Origin of the sequence: Legionella santicrucis (assembly GCF_001468135.1) — a bacterium.
Classification (GTDB): Bacteria; Pseudomonadota; Gammaproteobacteria; order Legionellales; family Legionellaceae; genus Legionella; species Legionella santicrucis.
The window spans coordinates 280,772-295,314 of sequence record NZ_LNYU01000085.1 but is presented as its reverse complement, the minus strand read 5'-3'; the positions used below and the strand labels follow the sequence as shown (position 1 = coordinate 295,314).

Genomic DNA, 14,543 nt, shown 5'->3' with positions numbered 1-14,543 from the left:
GGGTTATGCCGTACATCTTTGTCACTCTTATTTTCTTTAGCAGTCAAGAAAAATGAGTGCCTGTTTTGGGACATTAAAGTATCCTCATCTGAAAACAATACAGTTTGTTCCTTATTTTCATTACTATGGTCAGTTTCTGCAGGCAATAACGCGTGAATGGTCTTTAAACATTCAGGATTATTAGAAGCCAGATCAAGTACTGTATCGCCATATCTGTTTTTAACCATCACCACCTCTAGGCGTTTATTTTCCGGCAATAACTCTAAAATGGTCTTTAGGCTTTCAGCGCTCATAGACGCCCAATGAAGTACTGTTTTGTCATATTTGTCTTTAACCAGCACCGCCTCTAGACGTTGATTTTCCGGCAATAACTCTAAAATGGTCTTTAGGCTTTCAGCTCTCATATACGCCCAATGAAGTACTGTTTTGTCATATTTGCCTTTAACCAGCACCGCCTCTAGACGTTGATTTTCCGGCAATAATGCTAGAATGGTCTTTAGGCTTTCAGCTCTCGTATACGCCCAATGAAGTACTGTTTTGTCACATTTGTCTTTAACCAGCACCGCTTCTAAGCGTTTATTTTCCGGCAATAACTCTAAAATGGTCTTTAGGCTTTCAGCGCTCATAGACGCCCAATTAAGTACTGTTTTGTCACATTTGTCTTTAACCAGCACCGCCTCTAGACGTTGATTTTCCGGCAATAACTCTAAAATGGTCTTTAGGCTTTCAGCTCTCGTATACGCCCAATGAAGTACTGTTTTGTCACATTTGTCTTTAACTAGCACCGCCTCTAGACGTTGATTTTCCGGCAATAATGCTAGAATAGTTTTTAGGCTTTCAGGAATATCAGCCGCATCATGAAGGACTGTATTGCCGTCTTTGTTTTGAATCATCACCGCCTCTAAGCGCTGATTTTCTGGTAACAATTCGAGAATGGCCTTTAGGATTTCAGCTCTCGTATACGCCCAATGAAGTACTGTTTTGTCACATTTGTCTTTAACCAGCACCGCCTCTAAGCGTTGATTTTCTGGATATAATTCGAGAATAGTCTTTAGGATTTCAGAATTATCAGCAGCCCAATGAAGTGCTCTCTCGCCATATCTGTTTTGTTGTTTTATGGCCACTTCTTTTTGTGCCACGATTTTTTGTGCGATACTGAAATGGTGCTTGATTAGTGCAACCATCAGTGGTGTATTTTCTTCAGGATAACTGACTATATTGACGTTAGCACCGTATTTCAGAAGCACATCAAAAATGGCCCCATCTCCGTTCTCAGCCGCCCAAAATAAAGCGGTTTTCATGTCGCCATCAAAGGTTTCAAGACAGGCTCCGTGTTCCAACAGATAGTTCACCATGGCTAAGTCCTTGTTTTGAACGGCGATGATAAGCGGTGTATTTTCATCCTCATCTTTGATGTCAAGTTGTGCCTGCGCTGCAATCAATTGTTTGGCAATATCGCGCCCAACTTCGTTTTTATCTTTGTAGAGCACTTTAATGCCGCATGCAATGAGTTTGCTGAGACTCTCTTTATCGGCCTTTAAGGCAGCAAGATGCAAGGCGCTTTGCCCTTTTTTGTTCCTCGCATTAATAGAGGCACCTTGTTCCAAAGCATCAAAAGCGATGATTCCTTGGTCTAATTGCTGCAGATAATACCGGTTAGTTGCTAACAGCGCGTCAAAGGCTTCTTGGTGATGGGAAGCGGAAGCATACCGCGCTAATAACTGCAGTAACGCATGGTTCTTGGTATAGAGAATAAAAGCAATGACTTGTTGCAAGGCCTCGTTGTTGTGCAGTACATCTTGGGTGCTGAATAATTCTTGAAAAAAACGTTTCGTTTCCTCTGCAATCCTGGCTTGCAATTGAGAAGAGGCCACCTTGCCGTAGAAAAGGTAAGGCATGGTTACACCGGCAAGAGGAAGTTGCGATTTAGAATCGCAATACCCTTTATAATCCTGGAAGTGCTCTTTGAGCGTGGGATAATCTTTGAGCGCCACTTGACGCGTGATGCCGCTTTGCGCCCCTGTAGTAACCTGAGTGATGTGATGCTCCTGACACAGAGTGTGACCCAGCAACCGAAACATATCCGCCACCTGCGCGATTTTTTCTTTTTTCACTGCAGACTCAATTGAATCCAAACACAAACCACCTTGTTGCCCTTTCCAGACCCAAGATTGGGCCAAAATGGCATCATCTAGGGAGGGATTTTGTGCCTCACCTTGGCATAAAACATAAAAACCACCATTAGGCGAGGTGATGCCATGAATCACACACTCACTGCCCACACCGCCAAGATATTGGCAGCACTGTGTTATTTTCCCAAGACAGGCCGCAAGTGCTGCTCCTTTATTAGTGGTCGTATCGAGTTTTTTAATATAAATTCCAGGATAGCCAATGTCTTTGCCATCAATAACCACATCAGGAATCGTCTTCTCTGCATTATCGCGCTTGAGAGAATAAAATTGCTCTCTACTTTGGGGGCTGATGCCGTGTTTAATTAAGATGTTTTGGGCTGCACTGCTTTCTTGTTGGTATTTGGCATAAAAAGCTTCCAGAACAATCATGTCAACATTTGCTAAAGGTAATCGTCCTTGGCAAAGAAAGACGAGTTGGGTTTGCAGCTCAAATAGGCGTTGACTGAGTACTTTGAGCTGTTCTTCACGCGCTATTCGTTCTGCGGGGTTAGTCAAAGGCTTTTTCTTAAGGTTCTTGTATTGTCTTGATACCTGGGACAGTTCCTTTTTGACGTCTTGAATTGTATCTCTGACTTGTGCATCGAACTTTTGGCCTTCTTGTTTCGTTGCTTTCGTGCCCATCTTCCCCAGGGCTTCAATGGCTTCTGCATGCGGTAAGAAGGCACGAAAACGGGGATTGGCAAGGTAAAGGTTGGCCAGTTTTAGCCATTGCGGAAACGCACACGTATCTTTTTTGGGAAGCTCAAATAAGCACGCATCATGAACCAGGTAGTTGTAGGCATTATGGTCTTTAAATTGGAGTAAATAATTCAATACCGCTTTTTCATCCTTAAAAATCGTGGCTAGTTTCAAAGCGTGGTCTTCAGCAACCCCATTGTGCTCCACAATAAGGGCTAATTGGCATAAAGGAAGCACTTTTTGATAACATGCATGATGAACAAATCCCTTATCATTTTCTGCTCTAAAGTCCCCTAATCCCCATTGCTGTAACGTAGCCTTCATGAAAGTAGCAGCTTCTTCACCATAATCATGGTGAATGCGCTTGATGAGCTCATTGGCTTTGTCACTAAAGACGAGTGATTTTTGTTGTAATCCCTGAATAGTTTGTAGCTCTTGTAGAATATCCAGCATGGGCAAGGTTGGCATATCTTCTTTCTCTCGGGTTGGATTATGTGAAGTGGCCAAATCAGCCTTTTTTACTGACCGCATAGGAGTTCACTAAAAGTAAAACCAGTACAACAAAAAAATGGCTTACCTCACTTTAATATGCGCAGACTTTAATCTATCTGGTTACTCAATATAACTGTCAAAAATGAACAGGTTGCAAAAGTAGAAAAATACACTTAGTGAAAACGATGTATCTGCCTTTGCATGACGCAACAATTTCTAAGAAAAATTGCTCTACGGTTTCTACACCTCATCGTTTTTTTATACGACTTAAGAATGAGTGATGAGGGACAGGATCTTCAAAGTTAACCCATAAAACCATCGATAACAAATAGTGTATTTTGTATGATCGAAAATATGAAATTAGATCATTATCAACAGATTGAGTAAAGTTTTTTCATATTTTCAACACGCCGGTGGGCTTAACTTACTTTTCTTAATTAGCTCTTTATTACAACTTTTCGTGCAACTATTGATTTATAGGTTCAATTTAAATACCCTAGTGATGTTTATTTTATAAATGCTGTTCTACATCCATCATGCGAAGATAATAGCACTATTTCTTCATAAAGAGAGTAAATCATAATGACTTTAGATCTTATTCACAATGAACAAATCGATTCCAATGATTATGAGCTCTGGCTAAAAGAATATGGATATACCGAACTTGATGAAAATCTTAAGCAAGACATCTTAGCAATCTGTAAATTCTTCTGTAATGAAGAATTGATTTCGCAAGGTTTAAAAAAACTTGCAGAACAATATTTTGTTTTTAATAGAGTGGAAAAAAAATCTCTACGGCAATTTTTTGATAATTGGGGAAGTCAAAATCATTTTAATAATCCGAATCCGCTTAATAGTATCGAGGAATTTAAAACGAGTGCTAATTTCCAGTACCCCAAACAGATACCTATATTATATGGTGAATTAACAGCCAACTTATTTAATAATGTTCTATTAAAAAATGGTTATTTATCTGCAGACGTAGGAGCTGGCCCAAAACATGGGAAATGGGCTCATACGATTCAATTGTTTCTTATAGAAGAAGCAAGAAAAGAAGGAATTTTAAAACTTCATACACCAACCGCCTGTCAATTTATACAATTAATCTCTCAAATCAAAGGTCAGTTTGAATCTTTTAGCTTGTGGAATCTTTTATTTGATTCTTTTGACGATCATATTTTTACTAACCCAAACAACATCACAACTGCCTTAACCCATCCCCATAGTGCCACTGAAGCACAAATCTTTTTAGCATCCAAATTACATGCCTATGAAAAAAAATTCAATCAGGCTGCATCAGTCTCTGGTTATGAAAGTTTCGCTCATACTAAGTATTTAAGTAGGTTAAGTGAAGCAAGTTATGTCAGTTACAAAGATAAATGCGGACTATTGTGGTTTGCGCCAAAAAATAAAATTTCCAATTCCGCCCCATCGCAAAAAGTAGATGTATTTGTGCCAGATATATAGTAAATTAGGTGATAATTGACTTATAATTGTTCACCAATGGCATTTTTAAGTTAAAGATTATGAAGATAGCATTTATTGTGAGTAGCATAGGCGATACAGATTTAGCCCTAAATACAATTAAATCTATGGAGCAAAATAGTTTGCATAAAAGTACCTTGATATCGCTGACTAAAACAGCACAACAACGTATAGATGGTTTCAAGTTATCATCACATGTCGATAAAAAATCACTACCTGAAATACTTCATCTCAATCCAGATCTTTACCCAGAAGAGAAATGTACAGAAGAACAATTAAAAAAAGTTACTAAATTTCTCACAAGTGAAAATATTCATTACCTATACATTGGGGTGCCTTCAGTAAGTAATGAAATTCCCTTTCAAATTGCCGAAGCATCAGACAATATTCCAGTACTTATAGCCTATGAGTTTATGTTTAAACCAGAAACACATTGTTTATGGAACTATGTGCCAGTACTAAAAATGAAATCCAATATTCAATGGGCACTCCCATTGACAGAGGCAATAGCAGATTTTGGAGTTGATGAAAAGAGTAAAGTACATCTCACTGGACATCTCAGTATCGATAATGCTTACTCACTCAAATCGCCACCCCAAAAAACAGCTGAAGAAATCAAAACCACCCTGCAAGTAATCAAAAACCAATCACTGGCTTTTATTAGCAGTACCACACAACCAATTTCTACTGATATAAAATTTTTAGATTGTTTGTTAACTGAGCTTTCTAATCATCCCAATATACAAGTGCGGCTTGGGCTTCATCCAGGCATTCAAGATTTAGATACTTATCTCAATGAACTTTTAGTTATTTATAAAAGGCACATGGATGTAAGCAATCAATTTAAAATTATTTTGCCAGATAATTTAATAGAGCGTTTTAAACATCCCGAACTAACTATCAATGCACCGCAGTTTCAAGAACTATTTTTAAGAGTTAATATCAATGGAACTGAAGCATCTTTCGCGGCTGATAGAGTGGCTCAAGCTGTACCTGGAGCACTTCTAAATCAAGCTGTTTTAGAAGGGAAACCATCCTATTCCCATTTCGGAAAGCCCTATTTGCCAAATCAATATTTTTCAAACAATATTAATGGATTCTTTTCAGGAGTTCGACAAAAACCCCCATTAAAAACGGAATTAGGTTTAGATGAAAAATCGGCTCCTGAAAAATATACTGAAATTATGATTGGTTCAATTATTTGATGAGACGATTGAACAAACGTTTCAGAAAAGTGGCCATATGGGTATTTTCTGAAACGCTTTTTTTGCTAAATAGTACTTAAGAGGATGACTAATTATGTTGATTATGATGCGCAGGATGGGATTCCTTAAGCAAGAAAGCGGCAATAAGCAAACTGGCTAAAAAGCATATGGGCATAACTATCAAGGAAACTTGATAACTTTCAATACTGTATACATGAACTCCATTAACCAAATGCCAAGAATGAGTATGTTGCAATATATAACCAACTAAGGGTTGAAATATTGCCCCACCAATTAGTACAGAAAGATTATTAAACCCTGAGGCAGTACCAACAAGCTCTAGAGGATTATTTTCTTTAACTACAGCAAAGCTCACGGTTTGTCCTCCAGCTCCCAATCCAAGTACAAACAATATCAATGGAGCCCATCCATAGGTTAATCCCGGAACATACAATAATACTAAGGTTGCCAATAAACCTAAAACAGAACTAAGAATCAATGCTATGCGACGGCTTTCAATTCGATCACTGAGCCAACCAAGAAGAGGACTACCTACTCCTATACCAATCCAAATCAAACTGCAGAGACCTGAAGCAGCAACAACACTAATTTGAAATTTTTCTTGTAAATAAGGAACACCCCAAAGGGCAGCAAAAACAGCAATTGGAGTCCAAATAGCAAAAGCATATCCCCCTATTATCCAGGTATAACTATGTTTGCATACTGCAACAAGCCGCTTCCATTCTTCACGCAGATAATGTTCAGGTATAGGTTGATTTTGCTGATGCGGATAATCACGAATAAAAAACCAAAAAAATATCGCTAATATAAAACCAATAAAGGATAAAATAAAACTTGCATTACGCCAGCCAACTCCCTCAATCAAATAGGCTAATGGCATTTCTCCAAATATAGCGCCTACTGAACTCATTAACTGAGCAACTCCTGCCAAAATCGCAAAATAATAAGGAGGAAACCAACGAGATAAAAGAACCAAAACACCTATGAAAGAAAAAGCAGAACCAATTCCAATAAGAAATCTACCGATACAAGCAGTAAATATACTATCCGTTGACGCAAAAAAAGCGGAACCCAAAGCACATAAAATAATGGCAAAAGTCATTAACTTGCGTGGACCATAACGATCGTATAATACCCCTGCTGGCAATTGGGTTGGTGCATACGCATAGAAGTAAAAAGCTGAAATAAAACCAAATCCCTGCCCTGTAACACCAAAGGTTTTCATCATCGATTCCGCCATAACACTTGGCGCTACTTGAAGAATGAATTCATATAAATAAAATGAGGCAGCTAGAAAAAAAATAAAATATGCTGTTCCAAGTCGAGCATTCGCTCCTTGATGTGCATTATCAATACCATATGAGCTCAATTTAAGGTCACTCCGTTTGAAAAATTCCACATTTAAGCTTATACATATTTACTTTGTCAATATGATTCTAGTATATAAAGGCAATTACCACTCAATAGAATATAAAATATTCTGTAATATTTTGTCTAAAGTAAAACTCTCGCTCAAAATTGTTTGAATTTTATCCAGATCAAGTAATCGAAACGATTTTAATAGAGTCTTTGAGAAATAGCAGTGGTTTCTCAGCATAAACCCTGAGAAATTTAGAGAAATAAATGGAAATACCAACAAACGCTAGGTTTGTTTCGACTTATTTTGTTATAGGATAAATTGCACCTAATAGAGTAGGATGCGTTGATCCGGTTATCGTTCTTAAATCTAGGGGAGTATAATTTATTGTTTGCGCAGCTAGCCAAGCAAACATCATTGCCTCTAAATGGTCAGGACTTATGCCTACCTCTGCAATACTCTTCACTTCTGTTTCAGGCAATAGCTGATTAAGCATATCTAATAAAGCAAGATTATGTGTACCGCCTCCACATAAGTACAACTTCTCAACATAGTTTTCTTCTGTTAAAAGACTATTAGCAATCGTTTTTGCGGTAAATAACAGCAATGTTTTTTGCACATCTACGGGCTTATATTCATTGCGTAAATGACCTTCTAACCATGCTAAAGAAAAGTACTCTTTACCTATACTCTTTGGTGCTGAAAGATGGACAAAAGGATCTGCCATTAAGGTTGTAAGCAGAGGTTCAATAACGTCTCCCTGCTGCGCCCAACCACCATGAGCATCGTAAGGTTTCCCTTGATGCTTCATAATCCATGCATCCATTAAACAATTTCCAGGGCCAACATCCCATCCTTTAATAGGTTCATTGGGGTGAATCAGCGTAATGTTAGCAATACCACCCACATTAACTACAGCTATATGATTATTATCATGTTTAAATAGTTCTTGGTGATAAATTGGTGCAAAAGGAGCCCCCTGCCCTCCAAGTACTATATCTCGAGTTCTGAAATCAGCGACCACAGTAATGCCGGTTAATGTAGAAATAGTATGAGCACATCCTAATTGCAATGTATATGGTATAGCGCAATTAGTATCGTGGCAAACCGTTTGGCCGTGACTTCCTATAGCACAAATATCACTGGAGGATAATCGAGCTTCTTGTAACAGCTCATTGACAGCACGTGCAAATTCTTTTCCGATTAATGTATTTAATTGACAAATAGAAGCAAGACTTATATTTGAGCCATCCAACAGAGTATTAATGCGATTTTTGACTTCATCACTATATCTTATGGTGTTGCCCAAAAGTAACTTATTTTTAGAGATATCAACCAGTGCCGCATCAATACCGTCCATACTTGTTCCAGACATTAAGCCTATATATAAACTCATTAGCTATTCCTCAGTTTGAAACAATTATAAAAATTTTCTGTTGTTATCGCCGCAATTTCTTCAAATTTCATCCCACGCAGTTCTGCTAGAGCTTCTGCTACATATTTCACTAAAGCAGGATGGTTTTGTTTGCCACGATAAGGAACTGGCGCTAGATAAGGTGAATCTGTTTCTATAAGTATTCGATTTAAGGGTATTTGTCGAGCAACCTCTTGAAGAGCGGTTGCATTTTTAAAAGTAAGGATACCTGAAAATGAAATATAAAAATTAAGATCCATAGCTTTATGGGCTATATCTAAACTCTCCGCAAAACAATGCATGACCCCGCCAATTTGATCTGCATTTTCTTCTATCATCAGTGCGATTGTATCATCTGCTGCTTCACGAGTATGAATAATCAGGGGTTTTGCAGTTTTTAAGGCAGCTTTAATATGCTCTTTAAAACGATGGCGCTGTATTTCTCGTGCCTCCTCTGTATGTGTTCGATAATAATCCAATCCTGTTTCGCCAATTGCAATACATGCAGGATTCACAGCTAAATCACACAACATTTCAGAAGTAATAGGAAAATCTATTTCACTATTTGGGTGAACACCAACAGAAATACTAATATTGGAGTAATTCATGGCAAGATTTTCTAATTGTACATAATCAGCCAACTCCACACAAACACATAAAAAATGCGCCACATCATTGGCTTTTGCTTGTGCTAAAACATTTGAAATATCATGATTAAAATCAGTTAAATCAATAAAATTCAAATGACAATGCGAATCAACTAACATGGGGATGACCTCATTAAATAGCATAAAATGGCTTAGAATAATGAAGCTTCTTCAGAGCTTTGTTATTTCAAAACCAACTAAATTGTATCTGTTATCTGAGATGATTTTAACATGCCAGCTAAACAGGTCTCTATTTTATTGCACAAATTACGGCTATTTTCTCCCATAAACTGTACCCCTATTCCAGGAATCTTATTACCTTGAGCTCCTTTAGGTGTAATCCATACTACTTTTCCATCAACATCGAAACACTCATCCTCATCCATTAATTTTATTGATAAACTAACCATTGCTCCAAACTCAATCTTGTGATTCGTACGAATAAATACACCACCATTTTTTACAAAAGGCATATATGCCGCATACAGCGCTGATTCGTTAGGAAAGATACAGTTAATCTGTTGTTTATCCATATTTGATTTCCTTATTTCATAAATCAAAAATGCAATCCATTCTTCTTATTATAACTATTCACTGTGAATAGCCAACAATAGATCCTCTAAGGCTAAAGTTTGATTCACATTAATATTATGGCTTAACTTTCTCTGCAATGCGTTTATTCTATCAATTTGAGCAAAAATCATAACGGGACTTAATAAAGTTGCTAAGCTTTGCAATTGTTGAGTTGCAGGTCCAACATTAATAACTCCATTAATTTGTATTATTTGTATTTGTGAATAAACCAAATACAAAAACCACAATAAAGAATTAATCTCAAATTGGCCCCATTGAGCAGCAACCATACACGGATGTGTCTTTTCTTTAATCACAGAAATCAAACCATCTAAGACAAATTCTGCTTGATTTATAATTACAGTTTGTTCTGATTCTTGGGGGTAGAGCTCTGCCAACTGCAGAAAATTTAAGGTAGATAAATCAACATACGATGCAAAATGCATTATCTGGCATCGGCTTAGAACTGTTGGTAATACTGTACTCAACTGCTGTGCCACCAGTAAAAATAAAATATGTTGAGCAGGTTCTTCCAAAATTTTTAATAGTGAATTTGCTGCAGAGATATTCATGCGTTCGGCTGATTCAATCACAATCAAACGATGATTTGCTCGTTGTGGTGTTAAATAAGAATAATCGTGTAGCTCTCTTATGGAATCAATTTTTATTGGTCCTCCTTTTTTTTCTGGCTTAACCCACCTCAGATCAGGATGCTCAGAACAGAGAACCATTCGGCAATCAATACATTCACCACACGGTTTTGTTTCTTTTTTACAAAAAACGAATTGAGAAAATTTCCGAATAAAATCAATTAAAGCACAATCTAATGAACCAACAAATAACATTCCTTGGGGTATACGCTCCTTTTGCCACGATAATTGAATCTGCTTCCATTGAGATAAATATTTTTCTTCTTTTGGGGCATAAGCGATCATATTTGATGCTCTATAAACTCATTTATTGCTTTTTGAATCGCCATCTGTACTTTTTTTAATGGAAGTGTTGCATCAATACTCACTATATAGGGATTCATTTTGATATGTTGGAGATAACTATCATGCACTCGATGAAAAAATTCGATTGATTGTTGTTCGATTCTATCAAGTTCCCCTCTCGATTTAACTCGTTGCATCCCCTCCTCAGGACTAATATCTAAATACACAGTCAAATCAGGTTTCAACCCTTGTAATGAAAAAGAAGACAGATGACTAATCATCTCCTGATCCAACCCTCGACCTCCACCTTGATAAGCCATGGTTGACAATTCAAATCGATCAGCAATAACCCAAATACCATTTTGCAGTGCAGGCTCAATAACTTGTCTCAATAATTGGATTCTTGCGGTATAAAGAAGTAATAATTCACTTCGATCATCTAAAACATCATGATACTCAGGATTCTTTATTAGGTTACGTAAAATCTCACCGATAGCCGTCCCCCCAGGCTCACGTGTAGTAATCGTCTTAATCTGTCTTTCGGCCAAAAGGTCGATTACTGTATTTACTGCCGTGGATTTTCCTGCCCCCTCTAATCCTTCGATAACAATTAACTTCCCCTTTGAAGAGATCATTTAGAAATCCTTTCGTTTATATTGGTTAATTGCTTGCTTTTGCTGCTGATAAGTTTCTGAAAACTGATGGGTTCCATCTCCTCTAGCAACAAAATATAAATAATTAGACAGTTGAGGATGAGCCGCTGCATCCAAAGACTCTTTACCTACCATAGCAATGGGAGTTGGTGGCAAACCTCTATAACGATATGAGTTATAGGGTGAATCAATTTGCATATCATCATGAGATAGTTTTCCCGTGTATGCAGCACCTAAACCATAGATTACAGTAGGATCCATCTGCAATGGCATATTTTTATTTAAGCGGTTAATCATTACTCCAGAAATGAGCTTTCGCTCTTGTGCAATAGCAGTTTCCTTTTCGATAATCGAAGCTGCTGTAAGCAATTCATAAGGAGTTTTATAAGGTAAATGAGGCGCTCTATTAGCCCAACTTTTATTCAAATAGTTAATTAAATTACGATGTGCATATTCTAATAAACTCTTACTACTACTCCCACCTTGATACTGGTAAGTATCTGCAAGCAGCAATCCCTCAGCATTAGGATAATTACCTTTTATATTATTCCAATCACTAGCTTGATAGTGTAGATAAGCTGCTTTTGTTAAATCCTGCGTCACTTTTTGTTGGGTAGTTCCTGCAATAATTGTAAATTTTTGTGTTAAAACATCTCCATCTACAACTCGATGAAGCAATTGTAGTGCCGTTTCACCAGGGTTTATTTGATATACTCCTGCTTTGAGTTGTGACGAAAGACCTGTGAACCGAATCACCACGAGCAGGGGTGATCCCGCAGAAATTAAATTTCTTTCCTTTAGGATTTGCACAAATTGTGAGGCAGTAGTAGTCCGATCAAGAGTGATGACCACCGGTACCCCTTGAATAGGAACGAGCGGTTTTGCTATCTGAATATAGATAGACACAAGAAAAAACAGGCAAGACATAAAAAACAGTATTGCAATAGAGAATAACCACTTTTTATGTCTTAAAAATGCCATTTAGATCCGTTTAAATAAGAGACTACCATTAGTTCCGCCAAAACCTAAGGAATTGCTAAGAACATAATTAACATCTCTTTTTTGAGGAGTATGAGGCACATAATTCAAATCACATCCCTCATCTGGATTATCCAAATTAATGGTTGGTGGGACAATTTGATCTCTTATTGCCAAAATACTGAATATCGCTTCCACTGCTCCAGCAGCACCTAGTAAATGACCCGTCATCGATTTAGTAGAGCTGACAGCTAACTCATAAGCATGTTGTTTGAATATTCGCTTAATCGCTTTTGTTTCATTTAAATCGTTTAGATAAGTTGATGTACCGTGCGCATTAATGTAATCAACTTGTTCTACATCAATATGCGCATCATGTAAAGCCGCTTCCATTGCACGTGCGGCACCATCAGCATCTTCATCAGGTGCAGTTATATGATACGCATCCCCAGACATACCGAAGCCTACAAGCTCTGCATAAATTTTTGCACCACGAGCTTTCGCGTGTTCATATTCTTCCAACACTAGAACACCAGCCCCTTCCCCCATAACAAAACCATCTCTGTCTTTGTCGAAAGGTCGCGATGCTTTCTCTGGCTCATCATTACGTTTAGATAAAGAACGTACGGCAGAGAACCCAGCTAAACACAGTGGAGTTAAGGTCATTTCCGCTCCACCACATACCATAACATCAGCATCACCATAAGAGATCATGCGCCCAGCAAGCCCAATATTATGAGTTCCGGTAGTACACGCAGTAACTACGGAAATATTAGGACCTTTAAGCTGATGTCTAATCGAAATCTGTCCGGCAACCATGTTAATAATACCTGCCGGAATAAAAAATGGAGAAACTTTTCGAGCTCCACCTGCCATAAGTTTATCTTGATTATTCGTGATGGTTTGAATACCGCCAATACCTGCACCGACTGCCACACCAACACGTGTTGATAAACGTGCATCTATTTTTAAACCCGAATCCAGAATTGCTTCATCAGCTGCAGCAATACCATATTGGGTAAATACATCCATTTTACGAGCATCTTTAAGCGGAACATAGTCCTCAATATTAAAATTCTTAACCTTAGCCCATATCCGTGTGCTGTATTCATTTGGATCAAATTCTTCTGCCAAAACGACACCACTCACGCCGGCTAGTATATTTTGCCAAGCTTCTTTTACATTAAGTCCAACAGGAGTAATCATACCCATGCCAGTAACTACTACACGCCGCTTATTCAATGAAAGCTCCTTAAAACATCCTCTATCTCTTAACAATATGCAAAAGAGATGAGATAAAAGCAAAAAATCAGTAAGTGGTCAGCCCCCCTATTTTGGGACAGCAATATTTGGCACATTTTGCGAGAAAATTTTCCTAAGCAATGCTCATGTAACAATTTGTATGCTACGCTTACTTAGAAAAATTTCCTCACAACCCGAACTCAAATCCTACCGTTCAAGTGAATATTGGTATAGGGGTATCTGACTTATTACAAATTATGCTTCTTCTTTATTTAAATTAGATTCAATATAATCAATCGCTTCTTGAATTGTGGTAATTTTTTCAGCTTTTTCATCAGGAATTTCTGTTTCAAATTCTTCTTCAAGAGCCATAACCAATTCCACAGTATCTAAAGAATCAGCACCTAAATCATCAACAAATGATGCATCATTCTTTAATTCCTCTTCCTTAACACCCAATTGTTCAACAACAATTTTGCGAACACGCTCTTCAACTGTACTCATAACTTGATTTTCCTCTTTCGGTTGATAGAAATATAAAAACTATAGATATTTTACCATACTACTTCCACTTAACTTTAACTGCTTGACAAGAACATCAGTGAATTAACTTATTTGTAAGTATTACACGCATTAAATCAATTAATTATTTAAATTTAGCATCTAATCCA

At 37.5% G+C, this 14,543-nt stretch carries 12 protein-coding genes; 2 read left to right on the top strand and 10 right to left on the bottom strand.

Going from position 1 to position 14,543, the window contains the following annotated elements; all coding sequences use genetic code 11:
• Window positions 1-3,401, bottom strand: a 3,401-nt coding sequence (locus tag Lsan_RS16695; protein ID WP_193392735.1) for an ankyrin repeat domain-containing protein, incomplete at its 3' end; no start/stop codon positions are given.
• A gap of 543 nt (window positions 3,402-3,944) precedes the next feature.
• Between Lsan_RS16695 and Lsan_RS16690 the strand changes: the two genes are divergently transcribed.
• On the top strand, window positions 3,945-4,829 hold the full coding sequence (locus Lsan_RS16690) for a LirA/MavJ family T4SS effector (RefSeq protein ID WP_058515249.1): 885 nt from the start codon (window positions 3,945-3,947) through the stop codon (window positions 4,827-4,829).
• 59 nt (window positions 4,830-4,888) lie between these two features.
• Window positions 4,889-6,052, top strand: coding sequence for a hypothetical protein (locus Lsan_RS16685; protein WP_058515248.1), 1,164 nt, complete (start codon window positions 4,889-4,891; stop codon window positions 6,050-6,052).
• A gap of 88 nt (window positions 6,053-6,140) precedes the next feature.
• Here the strand turns inward: Lsan_RS16685 and Lsan_RS16680 are convergent, their stop codons facing one another.
• The 9 genes from Lsan_RS16680 to acpP form a co-directional block, all read right to left on the bottom strand.
• The gene (locus tag Lsan_RS16680) at window positions 6,141-7,442 is read right to left on the bottom strand and encodes an MFS transporter (RefSeq protein WP_058515247.1); all 1,302 of its coding nucleotides are present in this window, start codon (window positions 7,440-7,442) and stop codon (window positions 6,141-6,143) included.
• A gap of 289 nt (window positions 7,443-7,731) precedes the next feature.
• On the bottom strand, window positions 7,732-8,826 hold the full coding sequence (locus tag Lsan_RS16675) for an anhydro-N-acetylmuramic acid kinase (RefSeq protein WP_058515246.1): 1,095 nt from the start codon (window positions 8,824-8,826) through the stop codon (window positions 7,732-7,734).
• Window positions 8,826-9,611 carry a TatD family hydrolase gene (locus Lsan_RS16670; RefSeq protein ID WP_058515245.1) on the bottom strand — a complete coding sequence of 262 codons (786 nt, stop codon included), beginning with the start codon at window positions 9,609-9,611 and terminating at the stop codon, window positions 8,826-8,828. The genes Lsan_RS16675 and Lsan_RS16670 overlap by 1 nt, the downstream gene beginning before the upstream one ends.
• Before the next feature lie 77 nt (window positions 9,612-9,688).
• On the bottom strand, window positions 9,689-10,024 hold the full coding sequence (locus Lsan_RS16665) for a PilZ domain-containing protein (protein WP_058515244.1): 336 nt from the start codon (window positions 10,022-10,024) through the stop codon (window positions 9,689-9,691).
• 54 nt (window positions 10,025-10,078) lie between these two features.
• Window positions 10,079-10,999 (bottom strand): DNA polymerase III subunit delta' C-terminal domain-containing protein, encoded by a 921-nt coding sequence (locus tag Lsan_RS16660; RefSeq protein WP_058515243.1) that lies wholly within the window; start codon window positions 10,997-10,999, stop codon window positions 10,079-10,081.
• Entirely contained in the window at window positions 10,996-11,634 is a 639-nt protein-coding gene (tmk, locus tag Lsan_RS16655) for a dTMP kinase (RefSeq protein ID WP_058515242.1), read from the bottom strand. Before tmk ends, Lsan_RS16660 begins: the two co-directional genes overlap by 4 nt.
• Entirely contained in the window at window positions 11,635-12,633 is a 999-nt protein-coding gene (gene mltG / locus Lsan_RS16650; protein WP_058515241.1) for an endolytic transglycosylase MltG, read from the bottom strand. It abuts the gene before it with no gap.
• A complete protein-coding gene (fabF, locus tag Lsan_RS16645; RefSeq protein WP_058515240.1) occupies window positions 12,634-13,872 on the bottom strand; it encodes a beta-ketoacyl-ACP synthase II in 1,239 nt (412 codons plus the stop codon).
• 255 nt (window positions 13,873-14,127) lie between these two features.
• On the bottom strand, window positions 14,128-14,376 hold the full coding sequence (acpP, locus tag Lsan_RS16640; RefSeq protein ID WP_003631752.1) for an acyl carrier protein: 249 nt from the start codon (window positions 14,374-14,376) through the stop codon (window positions 14,128-14,130).
• Between the last annotated feature and the right edge of the window lie 167 nt (window positions 14,377-14,543).

Bases quoted from the DNA above. Each gene is read 5' to 3' on its own strand.
- Lsan_RS16690 (WP_058515249.1), top strand. From the start codon at position 3,945: ATGACTTTAGATCTTATTCACAATGAACAAATCGATTCCAATGATTAT.
- Lsan_RS16685 (WP_058515248.1), top strand. From the start codon at position 4,889: ATGAAGATAGCATTTATTGTGAGTAGCATAGGCGATACAGATTTAGCC.
- Lsan_RS16675 (WP_058515246.1), bottom strand. From the start codon at position 8,826: ATGAGTTTATATATAGGCTTAATGTCTGGAACAAGTATGGACGGTATT.
- Lsan_RS16670 (WP_058515245.1), bottom strand. From the start codon at position 9,611: ATGTTAGTTGATTCGCATTGTCATTTGAATTTTATTGATTTAACTGAT.
- Lsan_RS16665 (WP_058515244.1), bottom strand. From the start codon at position 10,024: ATGGATAAACAACAGATTAACTGTATCTTTCCTAACGAATCAGCGCTG.
- Lsan_RS16660 (WP_058515243.1), bottom strand. From the start codon at position 10,999: ATGATCGCTTATGCCCCAAAAGAAGAAAAATATTTATCTCAATGGAAG.
- tmk (WP_058515242.1), bottom strand. From the start codon at position 11,634: ATGATCTCTTCAAAGGGGAAGTTAATTGTTATCGAAGGATTAGAGGGG.
- mltG (WP_058515241.1), bottom strand. From the start codon at position 12,633: ATGGCATTTTTAAGACATAAAAAGTGGTTATTCTCTATTGCAATACTG.
- acpP (WP_003631752.1), bottom strand. From the start codon at position 14,376: ATGAGTACAGTTGAAGAGCGTGTTCGCAAAATTGTTGTTGAACAATTG.